The organism is Synoicihabitans lomoniglobus, from assembly GCF_029023725.1.
Taxonomy (GTDB): Bacteria; Verrucomicrobiota; Verrucomicrobiia; order Opitutales; family Opitutaceae; genus Actomonas; species Actomonas lomonigloba.
The window spans coordinates 1,853,493-1,879,612 of the sequence record NZ_CP119075.1; the positions used below are offsets into that span (position 1 = coordinate 1,853,493).

17 protein-coding genes are annotated in these 26,120 nt (G+C 59.7%); 11 read left to right on the plus strand and 6 right to left on the minus strand.

Going from position 1 to position 26,120, the window contains the following annotated elements; genetic code table 11:
- The first annotated feature begins 8 nt into the window (after window positions 1-8).
- Genes pilM through PXH66_RS07270 form a run of 4 tightly spaced genes read left to right on the plus strand, consistent with a single transcriptional unit; the run spans window position 9 to window position 6,333 of the window.
- A complete protein-coding gene (gene pilM, locus PXH66_RS07255; RefSeq protein ID WP_330927996.1) occupies window positions 9-1,685 on the plus strand; it encodes a pilus assembly protein PilM in 1,677 nt (558 codons plus the stop codon).
- Window positions 1,682-2,674 carry an Amuc_1100 family pilus-like protein gene (locus PXH66_RS07260; RefSeq protein ID WP_330927997.1) on the plus strand — a complete coding sequence of 331 codons (993 nt, stop codon included), beginning with the start codon at window positions 1,682-1,684 and terminating at the stop codon, window positions 2,672-2,674. The genes pilM and PXH66_RS07260 overlap by 4 nt, the downstream gene beginning before the upstream one ends.
- A complete protein-coding gene (locus tag PXH66_RS07265; RefSeq protein ID WP_330927998.1) occupies window positions 2,671-3,591 on the plus strand; it encodes a hypothetical protein in 921 nt (306 codons plus the stop codon). The genes PXH66_RS07260 and PXH66_RS07265 overlap by 4 nt, the downstream gene beginning before the upstream one ends.
- 21 nt (window positions 3,592-3,612) lie before the next feature.
- On the plus strand, window positions 3,613-6,333 hold the full coding sequence (locus tag PXH66_RS07270) for a type II secretory pathway, component PulD (RefSeq protein ID WP_330927999.1): 2,721 nt from the start codon (window positions 3,613-3,615) through the stop codon (window positions 6,331-6,333).
- Window positions 6,334-6,361: 28 nt separating this feature from the next.
- On the opposite strand, the gene PXH66_RS07275 is transcribed toward PXH66_RS07270, so the two are convergent.
- A complete protein-coding gene (locus PXH66_RS07275; protein ID WP_330928000.1) occupies window positions 6,362-7,144 on the minus strand; it encodes an ElyC/SanA/YdcF family protein in 783 nt (260 codons plus the stop codon).
- Window positions 7,145-7,290: 146 nt separating this feature from the next.
- On the opposite strand from PXH66_RS07275, the gene PXH66_RS07280 reads away from it, so the two are divergent.
- Window positions 7,291-8,178 (plus strand): 5'-3' exonuclease, encoded by an 888-nt coding sequence (locus tag PXH66_RS07280; protein ID WP_330928001.1) that lies wholly within the window; start codon window positions 7,291-7,293, stop codon window positions 8,176-8,178.
- A gap of 9 nt (window positions 8,179-8,187) precedes the next feature.
- Here PXH66_RS07280 and PXH66_RS07285 read toward each other — a convergent pair whose 3' ends face one another.
- On the minus strand, window positions 8,188-12,189 hold the full coding sequence (locus PXH66_RS07285) for an ATP-binding protein (protein ID WP_330928003.1): 4,002 nt from the start codon (window positions 12,187-12,189) through the stop codon (window positions 8,188-8,190).
- Between the two features lie 31 nt (window positions 12,190-12,220).
- Complete coding sequence (locus PXH66_RS07290; RefSeq protein WP_330928004.1) at window positions 12,221-12,967, minus strand: response regulator transcription factor; 747 nt, start codon at window positions 12,965-12,967, stop codon at window positions 12,221-12,223.
- A 207-nt stretch (window positions 12,968-13,174) separates the two neighbouring features.
- On the opposite strand from PXH66_RS07290, the gene hisG reads away from it, so the two are divergent.
- The 5 genes from hisG (at window position 13,175) to rpsA (ending at window position 18,588) form a co-directional block, all read left to right on the plus strand.
- Window positions 13,175-14,035 carry an ATP phosphoribosyltransferase gene (gene hisG / locus PXH66_RS07295; protein ID WP_330928005.1) on the plus strand — a complete coding sequence of 287 codons (861 nt, stop codon included), beginning with the start codon at window positions 13,175-13,177 and terminating at the stop codon, window positions 14,033-14,035.
- A gap of 23 nt (window positions 14,036-14,058) precedes the next feature.
- Complete coding sequence (locus PXH66_RS07300) at window positions 14,059-14,943, plus strand: carbon-nitrogen hydrolase (RefSeq protein ID WP_330928006.1); 885 nt, start codon at window positions 14,059-14,061, stop codon at window positions 14,941-14,943.
- Between the two features lie 3 nt (window positions 14,944-14,946).
- Complete coding sequence (locus PXH66_RS07305) at window positions 14,947-16,014, plus strand: agmatine deiminase family protein (RefSeq protein WP_330928007.1); 1,068 nt, start codon at window positions 14,947-14,949, stop codon at window positions 16,012-16,014.
- 24 nt (window positions 16,015-16,038) lie between these two features.
- The gene (locus PXH66_RS07310) at window positions 16,039-16,509 is read left to right on the plus strand and encodes a hypothetical protein (protein WP_330928009.1); all 471 of its coding nucleotides are present in this window, start codon (window positions 16,039-16,041) and stop codon (window positions 16,507-16,509) included.
- A 405-nt stretch (window positions 16,510-16,914) separates the two neighbouring features.
- Complete coding sequence (gene rpsA, locus PXH66_RS07315; protein WP_330928010.1) at window positions 16,915-18,588, plus strand: 30S ribosomal protein S1; 1,674 nt, start codon at window positions 16,915-16,917, stop codon at window positions 18,586-18,588.
- A gap of 383 nt (window positions 18,589-18,971) precedes the next feature.
- On the opposite strand, the gene PXH66_RS07320 is transcribed toward rpsA, so the two are convergent.
- From PXH66_RS07320 to trpE, 3 genes are all read right to left on the minus strand, one after another.
- Entirely contained in the window at window positions 18,972-21,038 is a 2,067-nt protein-coding gene (locus tag PXH66_RS07320) for a DUF6311 domain-containing protein (protein WP_330928822.1), read from the minus strand.
- Between the two features lie 98 nt (window positions 21,039-21,136).
- Complete coding sequence (locus tag PXH66_RS07325) at window positions 21,137-22,180, minus strand: sigma-70 family RNA polymerase sigma factor (protein WP_330928824.1); 1,044 nt, start codon at window positions 22,178-22,180, stop codon at window positions 21,137-21,139.
- Between the two features lie 217 nt (window positions 22,181-22,397).
- Window positions 22,398-23,879, minus strand: a complete 1,482-nt coding sequence (gene trpE / locus PXH66_RS07330) for an anthranilate synthase component I (protein WP_330928825.1) — start codon at window positions 23,877-23,879, stop codon at window positions 22,398-22,400.
- A gap of 260 nt (window positions 23,880-24,139) precedes the next feature.
- Between trpE and PXH66_RS07335 the strand changes: the two genes are divergently transcribed.
- Window positions 24,140-26,107, plus strand: a complete 1,968-nt coding sequence (locus PXH66_RS07335; protein WP_330928983.1) for a tetratricopeptide repeat-containing sensor histidine kinase — start codon at window positions 24,140-24,142, stop codon at window positions 26,105-26,107.
- Window positions 26,108-26,120: the final 13 nt, after the last annotated feature.

Sequence of the window (26,120 nt, forward strand, 5' to 3'; positions counted from 1 at the left end):
CCCCTGCCATGAAGTTTCTCCAGCGCCCCAAGTCTCCCCGACGATTGAGAGTGTTGGAGATCGGGGCGACTCACGTGAGTGGGGGGATTTTCGTCCCGGATGGCCAGGGCGGAGTGACCTGCGAACGTCGAGAAACGGTGGAGTTGACGGATGCGATCGAGGGCGGTGGCGATACATCGACGGACTTGGATCGCGCGCTCGCGGTCCTGAAAACCTCCCTGGGCGGCGGCCCCGTTCATCTGGTTCTGCCCGGGCATTTGGCGCTCACGAAGGCCGTGCGACTGCCGGCTGCGGTGGCTGCCCAGCGCGACAAGCTTATCGCCTTCGAGGCTCGTCAAAATATCCCTTACGATTTGGACGAGGTGTGCTGGGATCACCAACTGCTGGCGGAGACCCCGGCTGAGATCGTGGTGCTCATCGCCGCAGCCAAGATTGATGCCGTGACCGCCTTCACGTCGCCCATCGGGGCTGCGGGTTTCGAACCGGTGACGGTGCAACCGGCGGGAATCGCGCTGGAGCGAGCCTATCGTTCGACGCTCGCCGGTGGCGCCACCGAGCCGGTGTTGCTGGTCGGAATCGGAGCTCGGTCAACCCATCTGGTCTTCATCGAGGGCGAGGCTTATCATCTGCGCACGCTCGCTCTCGCCGGCCACACCATCACCCGCGGCATCGCCCAAGCATTGGATCAGTCGTTCGCGGAAGCCGAGCAGCTGAAACGGCAGGTGCTGGGCGGAGTCGTGACCCTGCCTCCCGAGTCTCCGGCGGGCCGCGCCGTGCAAGCCGCGGTGGATGCGTTCGGGGCACGGCTTATTTTGGAAATCAGTCGATCGCTGGTGACCCACAAGCGACAAAACGGCGGAACCGATCCCACGCGAGTTATACTCACCGGCGGAGGCGCGCGGGTGCCCGGGCTGGCGGAGAAACTCACGGCCAAACTTCAACGTCCCGTTGAGCCGCTGGGATTGAGCGAAGGGACGGCGGAGTTGTGGGGCGGGGCAGTGGCCGCGGCCGGGAAGAGCAAGGTCGTGAATCTTCTCCCCGCTGCGTTGGTGAAAACTCAATTGGCTCGCGGTCGACGACCGCGTTGGATCGCAGCAGCAGCCATGTTGATCTTGGCGTTGGCCCTGCCGGGGATTCATTTTCAACGCCTGGCCGCAGCGCGCGCGGAGGCGGCGACGAATCTGGGACGCAGCATCACGCCGCACTATGTATGGCAGGACCAAATTCGCCGCGATGAAACCCGACTCGATCAAATCGAGCACGAGATTAAAATCCTCCAACAACTCCTATCGTCACAAGCGGGGTGGACTCGTTTTCTGGTGGATCTGCAAACTCGGATGGGCGCGGTGGAAGACGTTTGGTTTGAGCGGCTGCAGGTGTTGCCTCCCGCGACGAATGGTCGCGGTGCGAGTCTGCGGGCGGCACCGCCCGAGATGTCCGATCCCGATGCTCTCCCCGCGATGCCCGACCCGATCAAACTACGCGTCTCCGGTCGTCTGCTTGATCGCGAGAATCCATTGTCGAGAGTGAGCCAGGCTGCCTTTGAGCAGGCGACCATGCTGCTCGGCAGCTTGGTGGAATCGCCCTTTGTTCTTCAAACGGAAGGGGAGCGATTCGATGCAGCCGATCCCGGCATCCTACGTTTCGATTTCACGTTGATCATCAACCCTGCGGCCGGGCTGTGAAATCTCCGTCGCTTCAGATTTCCCGGGACGCGGTGATCGGCATCGGGTTAACCCTGCTCCTCGCCGGAGTCGCCGGTTGGTGGACGTGGCGATCGATGGGCAAGGCCGACCAGGCGGAGCGTCGGCTCCGTTCTCGGCAAACGGAATGGAGGGCGTTGCAGACCGCGTCGATCACGCCTACTGCGGCGGTGGCGGAGGGATTGGCCCAACGCGTCGCGCAGGCGGAGTATACGGCCAAAACGCTGCGCGAAAGGTTAGGCGCGACGGAACAGGACGAAGTCTACGCCACACCGGCCCCGGCGCAGCGCGCAGACGCTTTTTTTGTGATCGCGCAGTTCGTGGAAGCACAACGTCAACAGGCGAAAAAAGCGGGCGTGAGGATCCCGGGGAATTTCGCGTTCAGTTTTTCGGCGTATGCCAACAGCGGCCCGGAAATGGCGCAACTCGCCGTGGTGCATCGTCAGCAACTTTTGGTGGAGCAGCTGTTAAAGTCGTTGTGGCTGGCGCAGCCGCTTGAACTCACGAGCCTGCAGCGCGAAGACCCCGCGCGGAAGCTCCCGCCGCCTCATGGTGCGCAGGCCCCCGCGTCACGCGGCGGGCGCGGCGATGACTATTTCGAGTTTCCCCCGGATCGCAGCGCTCAACGTGATGAGATCGCGGATACGTTGGCGTTGCGAATCGGCTTTGTGGGTAGGACCGATACGCTGCGCCGCTATCTGGCAGCGATTGCCGAGATCGAACTTCCGCTGATGGTTCGAGAGATCGAAGTGGAGCCGCTTGGGGCGGATGGACGTGCGAGTGGCGGGGCGCGGAGCCTGGCGGATCTGTTTCGCGATGATCAACCGCATGAGGACGACGCCGAGGACGACCTAAATGCCGCGATTCCCATCATCGCGGCCAACGACGCTGAGTTCTTGGTCACGATCGAGTATCTTGATTTTCGGAGTCCGCGGGTGGCATCGATGACGACCGGGGAGGAGCTCCCATGAAGCGTATTCAAAACCCGGACACGGTGGCGCTGATGCTGGCCGGTCTGCTGCTCGCAAGTGCCATCGTGGTAATCCTGTGGGGCGAGCGCACCGTGGCTCAGGCGAAGGTGAGAGCGCCGATTTTACAGAGCGGGGAAGGGAACGGAATACCCGTCGCCGAGCATGCTTCGTTCGCCCCGGATGACGTGATCTGGAGCGATCCGGGTAGTGATGCGGCGGGCAACACCTGGATATTTGAGCTCTTCACTCCGCCAGTGATCTATTACAATCGCTCAACCGGTCGTTTCACGGTGACGCCGCCGCAAGCGTTGCGACGCGGGCCTGATTCAGATGACGATCCGTTTAACAATCTGACGGAACTCGTCGCAGCCGAACCTTTCGGCGTGTCGCTGGTGGGCGTGAGCCGACAACCGTTCCGGCTGCAATTGGTCGGCTACGCCGGAGAACCGGGCGACTATATGGGGATTTTTCAAAATGAAGAGACGGGTGAAGCCTTCGTGGCGCGGGCTCCGATCGAACCGCCGGGACTGAATCTGCAAGTGCGCACTATCGAGGTGAGGCGCGAGGACTTGGTCGTGCCCGACAGCATGCCTCTGCGGGAAATTGTGGCGGTGGCGGAAGTATGGGATGCTCAAACCGAACGCAGGATGCGGTTGTCTTCGGCGGGGTGGCAATGGACGGAAGCGCCCGCCGCGTTGATCCGGGTCGACGGGTTGCCGGAACTGCAAACGGTGCGCTCCGGAGACCGCGTGAATGCGGCCGGGATCACATTTGAAATTCAATCGGTGGGCGGTTTACCCGAATCGGTAACCATCCGGAAACTACATCCCGATGGCACCCACGAGACCGTCACCATTCATCCCGAAACTTCGCCGTCTCCGCCGATTGAGGGCGACAGTCCCTTCGCTTCCTCCTAACTCTCTTCCCGCTGCTTTCCGATGTTTCATCTCACGCGACTTTCTCGGTTTCTTTGCTTCACCACCGGCTTCATCGCAGCGGGACTCCTCACTCCGACGGAGTCGGTTCAGGCGCAGAGCACGACCGAGACCAAGATTCGGCTAATGGCCGACGCCCTGCGGGCCCGCGATGACGGGGATCTGGAAGCCGCGGAACGCAATCTCCTCGAACTCACGGAACTCGCGCCGACGGACCCTGCGGTAAAACGACTCCTGATGTCGGTGCAACAAGACCTCGCGGCCGAACGGCAACGTTTCGACATCACCCCCGCGCCGGTCGCGACGTCGTCCGCTCCCCCGGCGGATTCCCTTACTCGGGCCTCTTCGGCCGCGGAACCGGGGCCGAACCGCTTGCCCCCATCCACTCCTGAACCCGAAGTAGCAGCCATCGCGAAAATGGAGGCGGAGATCGCGGCGCTCGCGGCTGCGGAAGAAACTCGCCAGCGGCAACTCATCGATGCTGCGCGCACGCAAGGTCGGGACGCGCGAACGCTGCAGGAACAAGGGCGCTTTGAAGCCGCTCTTGCGACGCTCGACACGGCGATGATGTCGATGCCCGAAAACCCACTCACCTTGCCGGTGATCAAGGAACTGGCCGATCAACGTGATCAAACTCGGCGGGCGCAGGCCGAAGCCCTGTCCGCGGCCCGAACCGCCGTCGTTCGTCCTCGCGAGGTTCCCCCCGTTCAAACATCCGCGCCGATCGTAACGGTCGCGACCGCGCCAGCGCCCAGCCGGTCGGAAGCATTGTGGGCCGAAGCGCGCGCCGACTACGCCGCCGGTCGTTACGGTTCCGCGCAGGATACCGTTGACGAGCTTCTCGCGTATGAACCCGGCCACCGAGGAGCAGCTCGACTGGCGGCGCGGATCACGGAAGAACGGGCGACTTCCGCGGCCAATTGGCGGGGCGATGCGCGTCAGTCTTTGATTGAAGAAGTGGGCTTGGCGTGGCGTCGCCCTGAACTCGCATCCGAGCCGAGCTCCGAGTCCCATCAGGGGGCGGGTGGAGTGAATCCATTACAGCAAAAACTGCATTCAATCCGCATTCCCAGCGTGAGTTTCAGTTCCGTGGAATTACACCGGGTGGTCAGCACGTTGAGCGATTTATCGCGAGAGTTCGATCCGGCCGGTGACGGTCGAGGCGGCATCAATATCATCGTGATCGATCCCCAGGATCGGCGGCCGAACGTGAGCCTCACGTTGCGCGATCTGTCGCTGAAACGGGTGCTCGATTTCATCACCGACTCCATTGGCTACCAATACGAAGTGCAGGCCGATGCCATTGTCGTGCGACCCGGTGGTGAGACTTCCACGCTCGATACGGAGTTTTTTCCGATCACCCGGTCCACGGTGATTCGCATGACTGGAATCGGCGGCGGTTTGGCCTCCGGGGGCGCGGTAGTGGCAAATGATCCCTTTTCGCCGGCACCGGTTTCGGGTCCGAATGCGCCCGGCGGTGGGAGCGAAGCTGCCGCGTTACAGATGTTTTTGCAGCAGGCGGGCGTGGATTTCGAAGGCATTGCCGGAGCCAGTCTCGCTTACGATGGCTCGGCCATGATCGTCACCCAGACGTCGCGCAATGTGGAACGCATCCGAAACATTCTCAATCGTTACAACGATGTGCGACAGGTGGAGATCGAGGCCAAGTTCATGGAAGTCCAGGAAGGTGCGTTGGAGGAACTTGGTATCCAATGGAGTGTGACACACGGCGTGCGGGGCGACCCGCGCTATCTCGCCACGGGAGATACGCAGAATCGCAGTCTTAGCGACGCGTTCACCAACACCGTGGCGGGCACGACCGGACGAATTTTTCGACCGGCGCAAGGCGAGCTTCGCGATACCGACGGCAATATCACGCAGGCTGCGACCGATGAATTGTCGATTCCGATTGTGAACAGTCCGGCAACCCTGCCGCAGGCGGTGGACCTCGCCGCCAACGCCGGGTCACTAGCCAACATCCAAGGCCTCATCGGTGAGTTCGACGTCAACGCCGTGGTGCGGGCGCTCTCGCGTCAGCAAGGGTCTGATCTGTTGAGCGCGCCAAAGGTGACGGTGCTATCGGGCAATCCCGCAACCATCACGGTGGCGCAGGAACTGCGCTACCCCACGAGCTACGGTGAGGTCCGCAGTGAAGTGGGATCGTCGAGCCGGGAAAGTTCATCGGCCGGGGTGACGATCACGGCGGGCACGCCACAGGATTTTGAAACGCGCAAAGTCGGGGTGGAGTTGCGCGTGACGCCGACGGTCGAGGAAGACGATTACAGCATCAGTCTGGACCTGAATCCGAAGGTGACGGAGTTCGAGGGCTTCGTCGAATACGGCGGCCAGAGTGTGGCGATTTCCAACAATACCACGGTCACGGTGCCGTCCGGGTTTTATCAGCCGATCTTTTCCACCCGCGAGGTCTCGACGAAAGTCACCCTATGGGATGGCTCCACGCTCGTCATGGGTGGGTTGACGCGAGAGGAAGTGAAGACGGTTCATGATAAAGTGCCGTTTCTCGGCGACATCCCCGGGCTCGGTCGCCTCTTCCGTTCAACGGGGGAGACGACGCAAAAACGCAATCTGCTGATATTCGTGACGGCCAACCTGGTGAGCCCAGGCGGGTCCCCGAAGAAGCAAATCGTAACCGGTGTGCCTCCCAGTTCGACCTATCAAAATCAATCGATCGTTACCCCGGAAGGTCCTGCCGCCCGCAATTGACGCTGCGGCATCATTCCGCGACTTGGCGTCATCGCTGGCCGCGCATTCGAGTCCAGAGCAATCCCAGCGCTTCGCGGGTGGCGAGGCTCGATCGTTCAAGTCCGGCCAAGCTCCAATTGAACCACGGATTGGGTCGTTCGCCGTTGGGCGCGAGGTTGAAATCGGCCGGACAGGCGACGGCGTTGAGCCCGGCTTTGGTGGCAAGGCCCATGGCGCGCGGCATGTGCCAGGCCGAGGTGATCAAGGCGACGGGTTTATCGCCGGTGATCGCGTGAATGGCATGCACTTCGTCGTGAGTGTCGCGGACGTCGGCAAGCAATGTGATGCGGGTGCGATCAATGCCCAATTCCACCGCGGCCAGGGCCAGCACTTCAGCATGAGATTCGGGATAATCGTCGGAAGTGTAACCGCACAAGAGCAGGCGACTCGAGGGCATCGAGCGGGCGAGTCGAACGGCTTCGGTGAGTCGTCCCAGGGAACTGGGGGCAAGTCGGCCCACGGCGCTTTGAGCGGTGTCGTGTTTGTGGCCACCGCCGAGAACTGCGATATATTCACACGTGGCCAGCGCCGGTGGGATCGGCAGCACGGCGGTGGCATAGGCTGGCGGATACTGCGATTCGAGTCGCAGGATCAGATTGTCCGCGATGCCTTCGTTGGAAGCGGTGATCAGTAACAGCCAACTCGAGATCAGGCACGCCAGACCGGCTCGTTTTTGTCGGCGAAGTAGCAAAATGAATCCCAGCAATTGCAGCAGGATTACGACCGTGAGGGGCTGGAGCAGCGCCCCGAGGAGTTTCTTGAGCCAAAACACGGTGACGAGATTACGGGAACCCGGCCGTGGGGCGAAAGTCTGGAACCGGCACGATGCCCGATTTCTGTTGGCACCTAGCCTGCAGGAACGGGAAGACCGGCTTTTGAGTTTGAGCCGGTGGCAGCGGCCCGGCTGACTGCTCAGCCATGTCAACTTGGCTGCTCATTGATGGATTCAACCTCGCTTACCGGTGCTTTTTTGCGATCCCGGAACTGACCCGCTCCGACGGGTTTCCGACCAACGCGCTGCACGGTTGGGTTAAAACCATTTGGAAGCTGGAAGATCAGGAGAAGGCGGACGGGATTCTCGTCTTTTTCGATCTGGGAGGCGCGCAGGATCGGCTGGCATTGTTGCCCGACTACAAGGCCCAACGGGAAGAAATGCCCGAAGCGTTGAGCCAACAGATTCCGGTCATCAAAGAACTGACCCGATTGATGGGCCTGGGCGGCATTGAAATTGAAGGGGTCGAAAGCGATGACTTGCTCGCGGCCCAAGCCGTGGCGTTGGCGAATGACGGTCACACCGTGAAGATCGTGAGTGCCGACAAGGATTTTGCCCAGACGGTCACAGATAACATTTCCATGCTGTTGCCGCCGCCATCGGCCAATCCCCGCCTCGGTTGGCGGGCCATGGGACCGGCGGAAGTGGTGACCAAGTTTGGCGTTACGCCGGACAAAATCGCCGACTATCTCGCTCTCGTCGGCGACGCGGCGGACAACATTCCGGGGGTGGCGGGAGTGGGGCCCAAAACAGCGTCCAAGTGGCTCAATGAGCACGGTTCGCTCGAAGGCGTGATCGCGAATGCCGCCGTGCTGAAACCCGATCGATTTCGGCTGATCGTGGCGGCGGATGCGGACCGATTGCGGATCAATCTGCAACTCACCACGTTTAACCCGAACCTTCCGGTTCAGCCGGCGGTGAAGCCACCGGCTGACGGAACCTCGCTGGTCGCCAGATTGCGAGAATTGGAAATGAAGTCAGCGACCATCGAGGCCGAGCGCCGCTACGGGGCCTCCCAAGGCGAACTGTTCTGACGCGAGTTTCTAAACCCAGGGACCGGGGGGCGAGGTTTCGGTTTCCCCGCGTAATGCGCGCCCGAGCAGGCGCGTGAGTTCCTCACCGGAGAAGGGTTTGCCGAGCACGTAGGTGTTGCTGAGCGTGTGAAGTTTTTCCAAGGCGTTTTCCCGTCCGTAGCCCGTGATGATGAGCGCCGGGATTTGGGATCCAAGGTTGCGCAATTCCTGGATCAGGTCGGCCCCGGTGAGATGGGGCATGGTGAGGTCCGAGACCAGGGCCGAGAACCGGTTTGGCTCGGCGCGATAGGCGGCCAACGCTTCCCGGGGGTCGCCAAACGTGCACGGTCGGTAGCCGAATTGTCGCAGTCGGGTGGATACGAAATCCGCGACCGTGGGCTCATCGTCGACCACCAGAATCTCGCGGGATGCGCCCGGCGCGATGGCCTGCGATGGCGTTTCCCGTGCGGCGGGTTTTTGTCCGCAAATGGGGAAATACAGTTCGAACGTCGTGCCGGCCCCCGTCCGGCTGCGCACCCGGTAGGCTCCTTGGTGACTGGCCATGATCCCCTGGACGATGGACAAGCCCATGCCGGTGCCCTTGCCTTGGTCCTTGGTGGTGAAGAAGGGATCGAAAATTCGCTCCATGGTCGCCGCGTCCATGCCCATGCCGTTGTCGGAAACAATGAGAATCAGGTGCGGGCCGACGGACAGACCGGGCACCTCCTTGGCGAGCGAGGCATCGACGGCAAACGGCTTGAGCTCCACATCGATCCGGCCGGATTTGTCATCGATGGCGTGCGCGGCGTTCGTGCACAAGTTGAGCACAATCTGATGAATCTGAGTGGCATCGGCGAGCACCAGACCGGAATGCAGATTCTGTTTGATTTCGATAAACGAAGGCGTGGTGGCGCGCACGAGTTTGAGCGCTTCGGACACGGGTCCCTCAAGGTCGACGGGAATGAGTTTGGAGTCGGCTTTGCGGGAGAAGGTAAGGATCTGCGAAACGAGATCCTTGGCGCGCAGACCGGACTTGCGAATGTCGTTGAGGTCGTTCGCCAATTCGCTGTCGGGCTCGACATCCATGAGGGCAATTTCGCAGTTACCGAGGATGCCGGTGAGGATGTTGTTGAAATCGTGCGCAATACCCCCGGCGAGCGTGCCGATTGATTCAAGTTTACGGGCTTGAAACAGTTGATCCTCCAGGCGGCGGTGAGTCTCCTGCTCGGCGAGCCACTGCGTGATATCTTCGTCGAGGATGAGGTGGAACCGGACCGAACCATCGGCTTGTTTGATCGGGGAAATCGTGGATCGCACGTGCACCCTGTGCCCGTCGGTGTGACGGTTGGTCAGTTCGCCGGACCATGTTTCGCCGTCATCCAGACGGGCCTTGATCGCCTCGAATACGGATGAGCCGTTTTCGATCACGCGGATGCTCTCGGCTTTGCGACCAATCAGATCCGACTCACGCAGCCCCGTCAGTTCACAGGCCCGTGGATTGGCGAACAAAATGGTGCCGTTGCTTTGAGTGATCAGGATACTGACCGGACTCTGGTTGATGGCTTGTGAGAGAATGCGGATCTCCTCGACCTGCTCCTCCAATTGATCGTTGGTTTCCTTGAGTTCGGTGGTGCGTTGTCTGACCAGTGAATCCAATCGCAGATTCTCTCGTCGTTCGAGAATGGTGGAAATCCAGATGGCACCTCCAATCAAGCCAACCGCCCCCACGGCGTAGGCAAAGTAGGCGAGGTTGGTGCGAAACCAAGGCGCCAGGATGGTGAAGCGCACGCTCGTCGGCGTCGTATAAGTGTCGCCTGATTTGGCCCGAATTTGCAATTCGTAGGAGCCCTCCGCGAGGCCATTGATGACCGCGGAGCCGGCGGTGCCATGGTCGGTCCACTCTGCCTCGTCGTTGAGTCGCATCTCAAACGCGCTGGGGGCGTGGATGTCTGTGCCCGGTGCCATGAAGTGCACCACCATGGAGCTGTTATTGTGACTGAGATCGGGGAGTTCGGCCGGCGGATTGAAAATGGTGCGATTTGATTCGGTGAGGACAATTCGCGAAATAAACGCGGCCTTGAGAGGGGGACGCACGTGTTCCAGCGCCGGATCATAGCGCGCCAATCGCTGAAACCCGTGCAGCCACACAACGTCGTCGTCCTGCACGCTCATGTAAAAAGGGGTGAGCCCGCCCGGCAAATCGATGCCTAGATTGGTCCAAGGTTCAGTGGTCGTATCGTAAAGATGAACCCGGTCGTCGCCCGTGACCCAAAATCGACCGGCATTGTCATACACGGGGCGGCCGACAATCAGTCGAAATTCGGACAATCGTTCCCGCATTTCCCGGTCGGGAACCAATCGCCTGGTGGCTGCATCGTAGCTGAACAACCGGTCCGCGATATTGAAATGAGGTTGTCCGTTGAAAATGTAGACTTGGACCCAACCTTCCGGCACGCCGTCGTCTTGGTTGAGCACCCGTAAGTTCAGCTCGTTCCCCACGACGCTGAGACGCCCGAGACGGCCGGATCCCATTTCGAGCCAAAAAATGCCATCCCCATCCACCTGGTAGTCGAATACGCTCAACGACGCGTCGATGGGGTGGCGTTCATAAACCGGCAACCCATTCGCCAGGGAAAACCATCCGACCTCACCCGCGGCACTGTAAACCCAGCGGTCCGTCTGCGTCGCTGCGCTGAGCAGGCGGAAGTTTTTGGAGTCCGCGTCCAGCAGAACCCATCCCGTGCCGTTGTGCTGGTAGAGCCCCCGATCGGTCCCCGCGAGCACATGGCCGGTGGCTGTGGAGAGCGAATAGCCGAAGCCCTCCGGCGGGGACTCGTCGTAGAAACCGATCAACCGATTCTCATGGTTATGGTGAGCCCGGAGCACCTTGCCGTCGGCGAGCAGCCAGAGTTTGCCTTCGAATCGATGAATGGCGATGGAATCGATCCCGGCGGTAAGCAGCGACTCGAACGTGGTCAACGAGTTGGGGAACTCCACTCGCACCACGCCGTCCGTCAGCAGAGCCCAGTAGACATCGTTGCCTGTTGTAATGATCCTTCGGATACGCGTCAGGCGGGTGTCGCGCGACCGGTCCAGCACATCGAGCACCCGTCCCTCGCGGTCAAAATATACCAGGCCATGACCATCAATCGCCGCCACGAAACGATTCCGCGGGGCAGGGAGGATACTGAGAAACCGCAGGTCTCCCGCCAGCATCCCGGTGGTGGTGAAGTCGCGCAGGGACTGACCATCGAAAAGTTTGAGACCGTGTGAATAGGTGCCCACGAGGGCGAATTCATCATTGAAGGGAATGGCGGTCGTGATGGCGTCGTCGGCGGTGAGTTTCTCCTTGCTGAAAATCGGCACCGGTTCGCCGTCACCGGTGCGGAAGAGTTGACCGATCACGCGGTCGCTCAGGTAGAGATCGCTTTGGAATTCAAAGATGGACTCAACCGTGCTGGCGCGGCCGAAGAATTCCGGCGTGTGGCCGGGCGTCCATTCGATGATAATGCCGCTTTCGCTGTGCCAAAACCACCGACCGTTCAGATTGATGGCGTAGCGCGGCACCGCCACGTTCTGTGCCAAGTCGGCCGGAAAATCGGCGACTCGTTTGAGGCTCCAAGTGCCGTTTTCGGCAAACACCACTTCGCCAAAACCATCCTGCATGCCGGCGTAGATCCGTCCGTCGTCATTGACCACCACGCCGACCAACGGGGCGGTGCGGTCGTCCGCGGCGCGGTTGATGGTTTCCCATCGCATGCCGTCCCCGAAGACCAACTGGCGCGGTGCAACGATCAGGATGCGACCATCGGGCATGTGATGCAGGTCGGTGGGAAGCGCGTCCAGGCCCAACGATTCCCGACCGAGCATGGTGGTCGGAGGCACGCCGGTTTCAATCTGTCCTTCCGGGGCGGAGGCTAACGGTGCTCCGGTCGCCGTCGGGGGCGAGCTTATCAAACCCAGACCGAACCCGATGATGGCCACGAATTCGCCGCCCCAAAATCGACGACGATGTGCCCAAAGATTTAGCATTTAGAGCAGGAGAGGATTTCCCGAGCCGGGCTCAAGCGTCGGTATCCGCGGCTCCGGACGGGTCGAAAATATAACCAACGCCATGCACGGTCCGGAACGCGTCCAGGGAGCTTCCGTTGCGCTTGAACAAATCGCGCACCTTGACGATATACTGGTCAAGGGAGCGACTTTTCACATCCGCATGGATTCCCCAGACGGAATGAATGAGCGCTTTGCGGGTGATGACGATGCCCTCGTGGGCATGGAGGTAGGCGAGAATGCCCAATTCCTTGCGGCCGATTTTTTCGACGTTTTCCCCGAAATGAATTTCCAACCGTCCGGGATGCACGGTGCCGCCGCAGAGCGAAAAGGGTTCGTCGCTGACCCGGGCGTTTTTAGTGACCTTGAGATCATCACGCGATTCTGAGCGCCGGAGCACGGCGCGGATGCGAGCAATGAGTTCCGCATAACCGAAAGGCTTGGTGATGTAGTCGTCGCCTCCCAGTTCGAAGCCCTGCACCTTGGTGGTTTCAAGCGCGTTGCCGGTGAGAAAAATGGTCGGAACGGAAACATCCTCGCGTCGCAGTTCTTCCAGCAGCGTGAACCCGGATTGGTCGGGCAGGTTGATGTCGAGCAGCATCAAGTTGGCAAAATTGCGCTTGAGGAAGCGGGTGGCGTGCGCGGCCCGTCCGCAGATCTGTGCCTGCATGCCCGCCTCTTCGAGATGCACCGAGATGAGTTTGGCCAACTCTTCTTCATCTTCGACAACGAGTATCAGTGGCTTGGGTTCGGAAGACATGGGAGTGGGGGGATTATGCGCGCGATGATGCAGGTTGCTAGACTGATTTTTTACAAATACCGAGGGGAGGAGTGTCAAAGCAAAGCAATTGCTTCAACCGGGCATGCTCTCGGGAGTGGAACTCGTCGAGGCCCGCGAAGATTGGGCTTGAAGCGAGACAAAGCGAGGTGTGCGGTTCGAGGCGTGTCTGCACCCACACCATTGCTGATGCTCGGACTGCCGAAGGGCAGCCTCGAGGAATCGACCAAAACCCTCTTCGCCAAAGCGGGTTGGAAAATCACCACGAGTTCGCGGTCGTATCGTCCCTCGATCGACGACAGCGAACTGGACGGCCGTTTTGTGCGCGCCCAGGAAGTCAGCCGTTACGTCGAGCATGGCTTTTTCGACTGCGGATTGACCGGCTACGACTGGGTGCAGGAGAACGAGTCCGATGTGGTGGAGGTTTGTGACCTCATCTACAGCCGCGCATCCACGCTCAAGTCCCGGTGGGTCCTGTGCGTGCCGGAGGCCTCCGACGTGCAAAAACCGGAGGACCTGGCGGGTAAGCGCGTCGCCACCGAACTCATGGGCACCGTGAAGCGTTACTTCGCGGAGAGGGGAATCGACGCCAAGGTGGAGTTTTCGTGGGGCGCCACCGAAGTGAAGGTGCCGGATCTGGTGGACGCGATCGTCGACATCACCGAGACCGGATCATCGCTGCGGGCCAACAATCTTCGGATTGTCGATACGTTGCTGGAGACCAACACCAAGCTCATCGCGAACAAGGCGAGCTGGGCCAACCCGGCGAAACGCAAGAAAATCGAGACCATCGCCATGCTGCTGCAGGGCGCATTGCAGGCGGACAACAAGGTCGGTCTCAAGATGAACTTGGAGCGTTCCCGCGTTGATGCCGTTCAGGCCATCCTCCCGGCGATGCGCGGCCTCACCGTGGCACCGCTCACGGTCGCCGATTGGTGTGCCGTCGAAACGGTCATTCCGGAAAGCGATGCCCGCGAACTTATCCCGAAGTTGATCGAGCTCGGTGCCGAAGGCATTGTGGAATATCCGCTCAACAAGATAGTTCACTGAACAAATCCTCGTAAGGTCCTCACATGCGCAAGGTCACGCTCGGACTCCTCCAACACGCCTGCACGGGCGATCCCAAAGCCAATCTCAAGAAGACTCTGGCGCAGGCTGAAAAAGCCGCGAAACAGGGCGCGAAGATCATCTGCACCCAGGAGCTGTTCCGGTCGGAGTATTTTTGTCAGAGCGAGGATCACGACAACTTCGCGCTGGCGGAGCCGATCCCGGGTCCCAGCACCAAAGCCTTCCAGAAAGTCGCCAAAAAGCACGGGGTGGTGATCGTCGCCTCGCTCTTTGAGAAGCGCGCCTCCGGCTTATATCACAATACGGCGGTCATCATCGACGCCGACGGATCCTTGCTGGGCATCTACCGCAAGATGCACATCCCGGACGACCCCCTGTTTTACGAAAAGTTTTACTTCACTCCGGGCGACACCGGTTTCCGCGCTTGGGACACGAAGTTCGGTCGCATCGGTGTGCTGATCTGCTGGGATCAGTGGTATCCCGAAGGTGCCCGCCTCACGGCGCTGCAGGGCGCGGAAATCCTATTCTATCCGACCGCGATCGGCTGGCATCCGTCGGAAAAAGCTGAATACGGCGAGAATCAACATGGCGCCTGGGAAACGATTCAACGCAGCCATGCCGTGGCGAACGGTTGCTATGTGGCGGCCGTCAATCGCGTGGGACTCGAAACTCCCATCGGTGGCGATGGTATCGAATTCTGGGGACAGAGTTTTGTCGCTGGCACCAGCGGACAAATCCTGGCCAAGGCTTCGGTCGAAAAGGAAGAGATTTTGCTCGTTCCCATCGAGATGGACAAGGTGGACGTCACGCGCACGCACTGGCCGTTTTTGCGTGATCGACGTATCGACGCTTACGGCGACTTGACCAAGCGTTTCATCGATCGCACCTGAGCCATGGTTGCCGCGACCCCTCGTCGTTCGTCAGAAATAGCCACGCCCGCCGCGCTCGGCTTTCGCATGCCCGCCGAATGGGAGCCGCAGGAAGCCGTGTGGTTGTCATGGCCCCACAAACGCGCTTCGTGGCCGGGACTGTTTCGCAACATTCCCGCCACCTTCGCGGGCTACGTGGCCGCGATCAGCCGTTTTGAAAAAGTGCGGATCAACTGTGCGGCGGCGTTGCAACCTCGCGCCCTGAAATTGTGCACCAAAGCCGGAGCCGACATGGCCCAGGTGGAGTTCTACGACCATCCCACCAACGATGCCTGGTGCCGCGATCATGGACCGATATTTGTGAAGCAACGGCAAACCGGTGAGGTCGCACTGACCGACTGGATGCACAACGCGTGGGGCGGCAAATACCCGCCTTACGATCTCGACAATGAAATTCCGCCGTCGATCAGCCGTGCGTTGAAGCTGCGCCGTTTCGAGAAATCGATGGTGCTCGAAGGCGGCTCCATTGATGTGAATGGCAAGGGACTGTTGCTCACCACTGAGCAGTGTCTCCTGCACCCGAATCGCAATCCGGATCTTACTCGCGCCGACATCGAGCGCGCCTTGAAGGATTACTTGGGAGTGCGTCGCATCCTGTGGTTGGGAGAAGGCATCGTGGGCGACGACACCGATGGCCATATCGATGATATTTCCCGATTTTTCCGCGCTGATGGTATAATCACCTGCGTGGAAAAAAACCGTCGCAGCCCGAACCACAAATTGCTCGCCGCCAATCTCGAACGGATGCGCGATTTCCGCACCATGCAGGGCAAACCGATCGAAGTCGTCGAATTGCCGATGCCGCGACCGGTCGTGATCAAAGGCGAGCAGGTGCCCGCGAGCTACGCGAATTTTCTGATCGTGAATGATGCGGTGCTGGCGCCGACGTTTCGCCAACCGCGACGCGATGTGGAAGCCTGCGGTATCATCGGCGGTTGTTTTCCCGGCCGCGAGATCGTGCCGATTGACTGCGCCGAACTCATCTGGGGACTCGGCACGCTCCATTGTCTTTCCCAACAACAACCCGCCTGAGCCTTCGCCCTAATTCCTATTCCCATGCGTGCCTTCATTCTCGCTCTGCTCATCTGTTTCGGTCTCAGCGCGTGCGCCACGTTGGAAGAGGCCACCGGCCTCAAGCTCGCCGACACTTCGCCGCAACGGAACTATTACGCCCGCCCCCAGCCGCAAGTGTTCGAGGCGATGGTCGGGGTGTTGGGGGAGATGAATTACGAGATTTCCAAATCTGCTCCCGCGCAGGGTGTGATCGAGGCCTACGGTCGACTGCTGGAGACCGAAAAATTCGGTAATGCGCGGCAGTTCCTGATCTCAGTGAAAGTGCGCCCGGTCGGCGAGACTGAGTCCAGTGTGGAGCTACTCGTGCGCGAAGCTCGCGAAGGTGATTTCAAGGTCGGCGCGGTCAGCCAGTCCCATGGCGTGCACGGTCGGTATGACAGTATTTTCGAAGCTTTGGAAAAGGTGCTGGGCGAGGGCAGTTGGCTGCCGCCCAGCCAGCCCGCTCGCGACTAGGGAAGTAAATCTCGACCTTCCCATCGGGTTCAATACCGCCGCCCACAGCCACCGCCCTTGGGGAAAAGATCTCCTCCGACGGCGCGGTTGTTGAACCCCCTTCGCCGCAAACCGAAGCCGCGTTTCAACGTCTCCAGGACAGCGAGAGTGTAACCATAATGGTTACACTCTCGCTGTTTACCGGGGGCAGGGCCGGTGTTTTTGGTGAATTCGCGCTTGCTCTGCGGCGAGCGATTTGGCGATTCTGACCGTTCGCGGCCGTTCCTTTGCTCGATCGGCGTCCCGCCGCGGTGCTCCCGTCGATCAATTTTCGCTAGTGTAAACCATCAACCCAGGTCCCGTGTTACACGGGACAACGCGGTTTTCCCACACCTTGGAGCAGGTCGCGGAAATTCGCTTCTCATCATGAGTTCCATAATGGAAGAGCTCCTCGCGGAGTCCAACTTCACCCTCAACACCGAAGGCTCGATTGTTCAGGGTCTTATCACTGAGATCCGCCAGCACGAGGTCGTTGTCGACATCGGCGGCAAATCTGAAGGCGTCATCCCGGCCCACGAGTTCATCGACGTCGGCGACCTTCAGGTCGGTTCCGAAATCGAAGTCTTGGTCGAAAAAGTCGAAGACAAGGGCGGTAACCCCGTTGTTTCCTACGACAAGGCGCAGCAGAAGAAGAACTGGGAGAATATTCTCACCAAGTTCCCTGAGGGCACCATCGCGGCTGGCCGCGTGCGCTCCAAGGTCAAGGGCGGCCTGATCGTTTCGATCGGCGTCGACGCCTTCCTCCCGGCTTCGCACATCGACGTGCAGCCGCCCAAGAACCTCGATCAATACGTGGGCCAGACCTACGATTTCAAGGTTCTCAAAATCAATCTGGACCGGAAGAACATCGTTCTCTCCCGTCGTGAGCTCATCGAAGAGCAGCGCGCCAACAAGCGTCGCGATCTCCTCGAGTCCATCGAGCCAGGCCAAACCCGCAAGGGCATCGTCAAGAACATCACCGACTTCGGTGCGTTCATCGACTTGGACGGCATGGATGGCCTGCTGCACATCACCGACATGAGCTGGGGTCGCATCTCTCATCCGAGCGAAATGCTCCGTCAGGGTGAAGAGATCGAAGTCATGATCATCGAGGTGAACCGTGAGAAGGAGCGTGTCTCCCTCGGCCTCAAGCAGACCACCAACAATCCTTGGGACGAGATCGACAAGAAGTTCCCGGTCGGTTCCAAGATCCACGGCAAGGTGGTCAACCTCGTTCCCTACGGCGCGTTCATCGAGATTGAGCCCGGCGTCGAGGGTCTCGTCCACATCACCGAGATGTCCTGGACCAAGCGTATCTCCAAGCCTTCCGAGCTCCTGCGCGTCGGTGAGGAATTGGAAGCGGTGGTCCTCGGTATCCAAAAGGATGAGCAGAAGATCTCCCTCGGCCTGCGTCAGCTCGAGCCGAACCCGTGGGACATGGTTCGCCACAACTACCCGGTCGGCGCTCGCGTCCACGGCAAGGTGCGCAACATGACCACCTACGGCGCCTTCATCGAACTCGAAGAAGGTATCGACGGTATGGTTCACGTCTCCGACATGAGCTGGACCCGCAAGGTCAACCACCCGTCCGAAGTCCTCAAGAAGGGCGACGAAGTCGACGCCATCGTGCTCGATGTCGATGCGCAACAACAGCGTATCAGCCTCGGCATGAAGCAACTCGCCACCGATCCGTGGAGCGACATCGACGCCCACTTCAAGATTGGCGACGTTGTCGAAGGTGTGGTCACCAAGCTGACCTCCTTCGGTGCGTTCATCGACCTGAAGGACGGCATCGACGGTCTCGTGCACATCTCGCAAATCAGCGAGGATCGCATCGACAAGGTGAAGGACGTCCTCAACGCCGGTGACAAGGTCAACGCCCGTGTCATCAAGATCGACCGTGACGAGCGCCGTCTCGGCCTCTCGATCAAGGCCGCCAACTACTCGGAAGACGAGCTGGCCGCCGAGACCGCGTCGTTCGACGCCCTCAGCCGCGACACCAGCGGCGACATGATGAACCTGGGCGACATCCTCGATGGGGCAGTCGGCAAAGACGACTAAGCCCCGCGCTTAACCGTTCGTTCGTTTTCAACGGCGTCCCGCATCCCGCGGGGCGCCGTTTTGTTTTTCGCGGGAAGTCAGTGAGATCCGAGACTTCATCTCGACGGTTTCAGCCGAGATTCCGCAGTTGGATTTTACAGAAGGCAACGAAGAGCACGAAGCTGGAACGAGTTGCAGGCGATTATGGGCATCAATTCATTCACCCGTAGGGTGAGTTGGATGTCATGCAGCTTACTCGATTTAACTCAATTTATTACAACGCTTTGTTAACTTTGTTACCTTCTGTGAACTGCGTTAATTAGGTTCAGCCCACGACGGCCTGATGCCATGGTTGCAGAGACCCGAAGGTCGGCGTTCAACCACTGGCTTCTCGAACGCGACTTCTATCGTTTGATCTGCAAGCGACCGATCAGCGCCCAATCCCAACTGTTATAGCCGCTCGGGCCGGGACCAAGTGTGAGGATCAATTCGCGCCCAACTCCGGCGGGGAGATGCAGGAGCCGCGGTTGCAATCCCGCTTGGTCAGGATTGCTGCGGGGCGCAATCAGTTCCGTGCCGGAATCGAGAGGCTCACCGGAGGGGGCAATCACTTCCCATTGCAAGGTATACCCGTCCGACTCGCCGCCGTTGGAGTATGATCCGGGACGCAGGCCGGTGAGGAATTCGATTTCAAACCCTCCGTCCGGCAGTCGGAATTTCAGCTCGGCGGGCGGGGTAAATTGATAATAGACGACGTCATCGAAAACAAAGCGCTCCAGCGGAGTGAACAGACTCCAATTGTAAGGTTGCAGATCGAACCCCTCGAGGTGCTGGAGCGCTCGGTGTTGATAAAATGTGTAGCCCACGGCTTGCGCTGTCTCAGCGGGAAACGAGGTCACCACGGCTATCTCGTTTTCCGGTAAATGCAGCCGTGAGATCAATTGCCGGGCATTGGCCTCGGTCGGGCTCCAGATGAAGGGGAGGTGGGTTTCCGGTGCGCCTCCCGTGTAGCCGTTCATGGTGAAGGCGTGTTTGTGCAATGCCGCGGCCCAAGCGTCTAAATTTTGTTCCGGGGCGTGTTGATTGGTAAACCCGGGCGCAAATATCATCACTGCTCGGTCGCCGGCCACTTCCCACGCAGATATCAATGCATCCCGGCGGGCCAATGCGTCCGCGATCTGATATCGGGGTTGGCCCATCGACAGTCCCTCCAGTCCCATCAAAACAGCCATGGCGACTGCGAGCGCGCGATGCTTCTCTTGCCACCACGTTACCAGGATCAATCCGCTCGCGATGGCGAAAAAGGCATAAATCAGCACGGCAATGCGACCCGCCGCGCGGAAGGCGCGCAGTGACTCCACCGCATGGGCTGCACTCAACCACAGCGAACCTCCCCCCGGCCAACTGGTGAAGAAACCCACCGCGATCAATCCACTGGCGGCGAAGAGTGCCGCCACGCGCCGGGGGGCGCTCGCGTTGCGCCGCAAGCCCAGTCCGAGTGCGATGATGGACAAAACCCAGCCGGTAAATCCGCCGAATAGCACGTGCTCGCCACTGGCACCGTTTTGGCCGGGCCAGGCCCAGGTGTAGGCGATCTGCGAGGACGAGGCGGAGAACCACGAACTGAGGCGGGGAGCGAGCTCGATTAGCTCCTGCATGGGTCGACCCACCCCTTGTTTTACCGCCCCGAGGTAGACCCATAGATTCAGTGCCCCGGCTGCCATGCCGATGCCGGCGATCACACAGGCGGTCATCAGGTGCGGGCGACTCACCTGAGACGGCGAGACTGCCACGTTCCGCCACCACGTTCTGCCGTGGAAGCAGGCAAACCCCGTCATCAGCAGGATGCCGAGCAAAGTGCTGAAAAAAGCCAAGTAGGGGACGGCGGCAAACTGCCAACCCAGCGCGCCCAGCAGGGAAGCAAGTCGCCAGATTCGTTTTTCTTTCAGAAACGCCACCCCATCGCCCAACGCCCAAAGCGCTGGAAACAGCGGCAGCAACTGGGGATGATTGCTGGCGAACCAGGCCATGGGCGCGCTGGCAAATGCGAGGAACGCAAGGGGCGCGATCCACCACTGAGGCACGCGCAACTGCCGCAGGAGTCTCGCTCCGGTCAGCATATTCAAGGCGGCACAGATAATGAACCATCCTTGCATCGCGCGTTCCGGACTCAGTCCCATGGCCCGCAAGGGAACGTAGATCGGCAGGGTCCCGAGATGAGTATCACTCCATCCGAGGGTATGCGTCGTGGGAAAAAACTGTCCCGGACTCAGCCAATCGTAGTGGCCGAGTAATGACAGGTAACCGTGCTCCAGCACCAACAGGTTGAAGCGACTGTCGCCGAGCCCACCGGGGAGCGCCGCGAACCCGCTGCCCCAGATTGAATGGGTCAATTGCACCACCCCGGCGAACAGCCACGCCGCCGTCCACAGCGCGAGAGATGAGGGGCGGTGTGGCGGCGATTTCGGCATGCGGGGGGCAACTAGCCACGATCCCGCGCTCGGGAGCAATAAAAACGGTCGGTCCCCGAGGGAACCGACCGTCGCGAACGTCTACAAATGACGAAAGATTAAGCCACGTCGCGGGCTTCGATGAATTCGCGAATCACTTCTTCGCGGGCGATGCGTCGATCTTCGATTTCGATCTCTTCCTTGCTGCGCTGAGCTTCGTTGTAAGCGATGGCCTTGCGCATCTTGGAGAGGGCAATGTTTTGAAGCTGACGAATCCGCTCCCGGGTGACGTTAAATTTCTGACCGACCTCTTCGAGGGTGAGCTCGTCGTAACCGTCGAGACCGAAGCGGTAGCGCAAGATCTCGGCCTCGCGGGGATCCAGCTCGGAAATCATGTCGTGGAGATCGGATTTCTCGGAACGATCCTTGAGGGAGTCGAGCGGGTTGACCGCGTTTTCGTCGCCCACGATTTCGCCGAAGGTGGTGGATGCACCATCTTCACCCACCGGGGCATCGAGCGAGGCGGGGCGCACGCTGACACTCTTCAAATGGGCGACCTTGTTGGTCGGGATTTGGAGTTCGATGGCGATTTCCTCGTCGGTCGGTTCACGGCCGAGTTCTTCGGTAAGGGCCATGGCGGTGCGACGCATTTTGGCGATCTTGTCGACCAAATGGACGGGCAGGCGGATGGTCTTGGACTGGTTGGCGAGAGCGCGCTTGATCGACTGCTTGATCCACCAAGCTGCGTAGGTCGAAAGTTTACCACCCTTGGTGGGATCGAAACGCTCGACGGCTTTGACCAACCCGATGTTGCCCTCGCTGATCAGATCCAGCAGCGGCAGACCGAAATCCTTGTAGTCCATGGCAATTTTCACCACCAGACGCAGGTTGGCCGAAATCATGTGATCACGGGCGGCCTTGTCGCCTTTTTGGATGCGTTTCGCCAGCTTCACTTCCTCTTGCGGAGTGAGCAGGGCGGTTTTGCCGATTTCCTGCAGGTAAAGTTGAAGGTGGCTCCGATCGGACGGAGCTGGTTTTTCAGCCGGAGCAGGTTCCGGTCGCTCCAAGAATGAAGGAGCGGAGAAAGCGGCACTGGCCAAAGGTGCCGGGGTCTCGAGATTTGACGTGGTTGCGATACGAGAGAGGGAGGGAGCGAGGGCCATTTTTGTCAGATTTTGAATTTCGGACGCTTTGTGGTGAATCGCCGGGAAAGGTCCGGTGATACGCATCAAGACCGCCGGTTTTCGGGCGAGTTCCCAGAAAACTAACCAAATGGTCAACTATTCAGGAAAATACGCAAATTCCACGCGGCGATTTTCTGTTATCGGATTCCCCATTGGGGACCGCAAAGTGGCGAAATGCGGCCGAAATCAGCCTGAATCAGAGTTTTTCCGCCAAGGTAACCGCCTTAAAGAGCGCGGAAGCTTTGTTCACTGTCTCGAAAAACTCCGACTCGGGCACACTGTCGGCCACCACCCCAGCGCCGGACTGGATGTGAATTTGACCGTCTTTTAGCAAAGAAGTGCGGAGCATGATGCACGAGTCGAGATTGCCGTCGTAGCCGAAATAACCGAGCGCCCCGGCGTAGAACCCGCGCTGCACAGGCTCCTTGGAGGCGATGATTTGCATGGCTCGAACCTTTGGTGCTCCCGACACCGTGCCGGCCGGGAAAGTGGCGCGCATCAGGTCATAAGCGGATTTATCCGCGGCAATTTTGCCCTCCACTTGGGAAACAATATGCATCACGTGCGAGTAGCGTTCGATGATATTGCGTTCGGGAACATGCACACTGCCGTATTCGCATACTCGGCCGATGTCGTTGCGGGCCAGATCCACGAGCATCAAATGTTCGGCCAATTCTTTTTCGTCGGCCAGGAGGTCCTTTTCCAAGGCGTGATCTTCCTCCGGCGTCGTTCCCCGTTTTCGGGTGCCGGCAATCGGTCTGATCTCGACGCGGTCGCCGGTGAGCCGCACGTGCACTTCGGGTGATGCTCCCACGATCGCATAGTCCACTGTATCGAGGATGAACATGTAGGGCGAAGGATTGACCGTGCGAAGGGCGCGATACAGGTCGAGTGGCGTGTGATGGAACGGCTGCGAAAAACGTTGGGAAGGGACGACCTGGATAATGTCGCCCGAGCGAATGAACTCTTTGCACTCGTCGACGACCGCCTCGAATCGCGACTGGGTGAAATTGCCGGCGGGCACCTTCACCGCGCTCAATTCCGTGAGCGAGGCGGGTGTGAGCTGATTGGGTTCAGCGAGGAGCGCCGCCAACTCATTCAATTCGGCGACGGCTTGATCGTAGGCGACGTCCGGATTGTCGCCGACGTGAGCATTGACGCAGAGCCGCAGGGTTTGTTTAGCCCGATCGAAAATTGCCGCCGAGTCGACCAGCATGAAGTAAATCAGCGGCAAACCGTGTTCGTCCACCGGTGCCATGGGCACGGTGGGCTCGACCCGCGTCACGTATTCATAACCGATGAAGCCTACTGCGCCGCCAGTGAAGCGGGGCAACCCTGAGATACTCACGGGGTTGATCCCGCTCATCTCCGCTTCGATCAGGGTGAGCGGATCATCAGGAGTGGGCACGGTTTCCAGCGCGCCGTCGGCCAACCGAATTGTGGTCGTTTGCGGGCCGCAGGCGAAAATCTTGCGCGGACGCACGCCGATGAAGCTGTAGCGGGAGAGGTGCTCACCGCCTTCGACGGATTCGAGCAGAAACGACGGGCCGGCCTGCTTGAGTTTGGCGTAGGCCGAAACGGGCGTCTCCAAGTCCGCCATCAAATCGGCGTAAACCGGGATGAGGTTCCCCTGTTGAGCGAGTTGCTTAAACGATTCCCGATTCGGCTGAATTTGCATGCGTGATGTTTTAATGACTCAGTTTCGCGCCGCCGGGTGCAACCCGAAATTGCCCCCGCCGGGCGTTGCCATGCCGCACCGGATTGATCCATGTTCGGCGTATCATGCGACGGTGGCGCACTGTGCATCGACTAATGTCGGCTATTGTAACGGGACTGTTAGCGGCAGTGCTGCCGCTGGAGGCGTTGGAACGAGAAGAGGCGGAGCGAGTGGTGTTCGCGCTCGAATCGGATGCGGCTGACGAAGATACCGCGCAACTGATGGTTGATGCCGAACAGGTGCGGTCTCGTTTGCGAGACTCAGGGCAGCACGGGGATGTGCTGGGCCGGTTGTTGGTGGAACTGAGTTGGCGTTATCGAGTCGCTACGGAATTTGAATTGGCGACGGAAAGAGCCCGGGAAGCGATCGACTTAGGTAAGCAAACCGGTGACGCGAAGTTAGAGGCCGATGGCTACAATGCCCTGGGCGGGGTGAATTGGCGACGGGGTGATTTTAGTCTGGTCTGGGAGCACTGGCTGCGAGCGCTGCGCTTGCGGGAGTCCGTCGACGACCAAGCAGGCATGGCGGCCTCATACTCCAACCTCGGACTGTTGCTCGATTCCGAAGGGGATTTTCCCGGAGCATTGGAATATTATCACCGCGCGCTCTCTATTGACCGCGAAATTGGTAGTCCACCGTTGGAGATTGCGGCGACGATCAATAACATCGGATCAGTGCATGAGCAGCTGGGGGAACCCGAAGTCGCCCTCCGCCATCATGAAGAATCTCTGGCGATTCGACTGGAGCTCGGCGATCGCCGAGCCATAGGCACGAGTTACAACAATCTGGGGGCTTCTCTCGTCGATATGGGCCGATGGGAGGAGGCCCGGAAAATGTTGCATCAAGCTTTGGAGCTGCGTGAAGCCATCGAGGACCTACCCGGACAGGCCTCTACTTTAGGGGAGTTGGCCAAGTTGGAACGATTGGTGGGTCGGGTGAATGTTGCCCGCGATTTTGCTGCTCGTGGTTTGACGCTATATCAAAAAATCGAGGAGCCATGGGGGCAGGCGGACGTCTCCAATCAGTGGGGTGAAATCGAATTGGCTGCAGGGAAACCCTCGGAGGCATTGTCACATTTTGACGAGGCGAAGTTATACGCAGAACAAATCGGAGCCCCCCTTTTGCTGGCGGACCAGTGGGATGGACGTGCGCGGGCCTGGGAGGCTCTGTCGCAATGGGAAGATGCAGTGATTGCCTTGCGTGAACATGCAACCTTGCGTGAGAAAATCACCGGCGACTCAGCCCGACGTCGCATTGAATTACTCGAAATTCGCCATGAAACGCAGCGGAAGGAACTGGAAGTGGGGCGACTCACGGCAGCAAACCAGCAAGCTGAAGGAGCCTTGCGCCAAGTCCGTTTCGAGCGGCGGACCATGATCGGTGGGCTCGCCGCGTTGGTTGTCTTCCTGCTCGCGTTGGCAGTCGCGTATCGTTGGCAGCACAAGGTTACCGCCGAACTGAGTGCGGCCCACCATAATTTGCAGGAACTCTCGGCTCAAAAGGACCGTTTTCTTCAAATCGTCGCGCATGACCTGCGGAGTCCGCTCGGGAATATCCGTTGGCTCAGCGGCCTGTTGCGAGAGCCGCAGACGACAGGAGAAGAACTCGTTAAGACCGCTGGCATGATTGATCAAGTCGCGGAGCAATTGATCGACACTACGGACAAGCTACTCGATGTGAGTAGAATTGAAGCCGGATCAGTGGAGCTCACATTGACGAAATTTGATCTGAGCGACCTGGTATCGCAGACCGCAGCTCGATGGACCCGAATCGCCGAAGGGAAAGGGCAACAGTTGCGTTGGCTGTCGGGAGGGCTCTCCGCTGTGGTCCACAACGATGCGGGGTTGGTTCAGCAGGTGCTGGATAACCTGATTTCGAACGCCATCAAATTCACGCCGATCAATGGTGAAGTCTCGATCGGGCTTGAAGGCGCTAATGGCTCCTGGTGTGTGCGGGTGACCGACAGTGGTCCCGGTATTCCCGACGCGGCGCGTGAACATTTGTTCAGTCAGTTTAGTCGGGTCGGGAATGTGCCCACCGCCGGGGAAGACAGCCACGGTTTGGGGTTGGCCATCGCATCAGGATTGGCCGAGGTGTTGGGCGGAAAACTGGGGTTGGCCAAATCCACTTCGAATTTGAAGGGTGCCTGCTTCGAATTTTGCCTGCCCGTTGAAACTGATCGAAACTGAGCGCGGTCGTCCA

Bases quoted from the DNA above. Each gene is read 5' to 3' on its own strand.
- rpsA (WP_330928010.1), top strand. From the start codon at position 16,915: ATGAGTTCCATAATGGAAGAGCTCCTCGCGGAGTCCAACTTCACCCTC.
- PXH66_RS07280 (WP_330928001.1), top strand. From the start codon at position 7,291: ATGTCAACTTGGCTGCTCATTGATGGATTCAACCTCGCTTACCGGTGC.
- PXH66_RS07320 (WP_330928822.1), bottom strand. From the start codon at position 21,038: ATGCCGAAATCGCCGCCACACCGCCCCTCATCTCTCGCGCTGTGGACG.
- PXH66_RS07270 (WP_330927999.1), top strand. From the start codon at position 3,613: ATGTTTCATCTCACGCGACTTTCTCGGTTTCTTTGCTTCACCACCGGC.
- PXH66_RS07325 (WP_330928824.1), bottom strand. From the start codon at position 22,180: ATGGCCCTCGCTCCCTCCCTCTCTCGTATCGCAACCACGTCAAATCTC.
- PXH66_RS07300 (WP_330928006.1), top strand. From the start codon at position 14,059: ATGCGCAAGGTCACGCTCGGACTCCTCCAACACGCCTGCACGGGCGAT.
- trpE (WP_330928825.1), bottom strand. From the start codon at position 23,879: ATGCAAATTCAGCCGAATCGGGAATCGTTTAAGCAACTCGCTCAACAG.
- PXH66_RS07290 (WP_330928004.1), bottom strand. From the start codon at position 12,967: ATGTCTTCCGAACCCAAGCCACTGATACTCGTTGTCGAAGATGAAGAA.
- hisG (WP_330928005.1), top strand. From the start codon at position 13,175: ATGCTCGGACTGCCGAAGGGCAGCCTCGAGGAATCGACCAAAACCCTC.
- PXH66_RS07335 (WP_330928983.1), top strand. From the start codon at position 24,140: ATGGTTGATGCCGAACAGGTGCGGTCTCGTTTGCGAGACTCAGGGCAG.
- PXH66_RS07310 (WP_330928009.1), top strand. From the start codon at position 16,039: ATGCGTGCCTTCATTCTCGCTCTGCTCATCTGTTTCGGTCTCAGCGCG.
- PXH66_RS07305 (WP_330928007.1), top strand. From the start codon at position 14,947: ATGGTTGCCGCGACCCCTCGTCGTTCGTCAGAAATAGCCACGCCCGCC.
- PXH66_RS07285 (WP_330928003.1), bottom strand. From the start codon at position 12,189: ATGCTAAATCTTTGGGCACATCGTCGTCGATTTTGGGGCGGCGAATTC.
- pilM (WP_330927996.1), top strand. From the start codon at position 9: ATGAAGTTTCTCCAGCGCCCCAAGTCTCCCCGACGATTGAGAGTGTTG.
- PXH66_RS07265 (WP_330927998.1), top strand. From the start codon at position 2,671: ATGAAGCGTATTCAAAACCCGGACACGGTGGCGCTGATGCTGGCCGGT.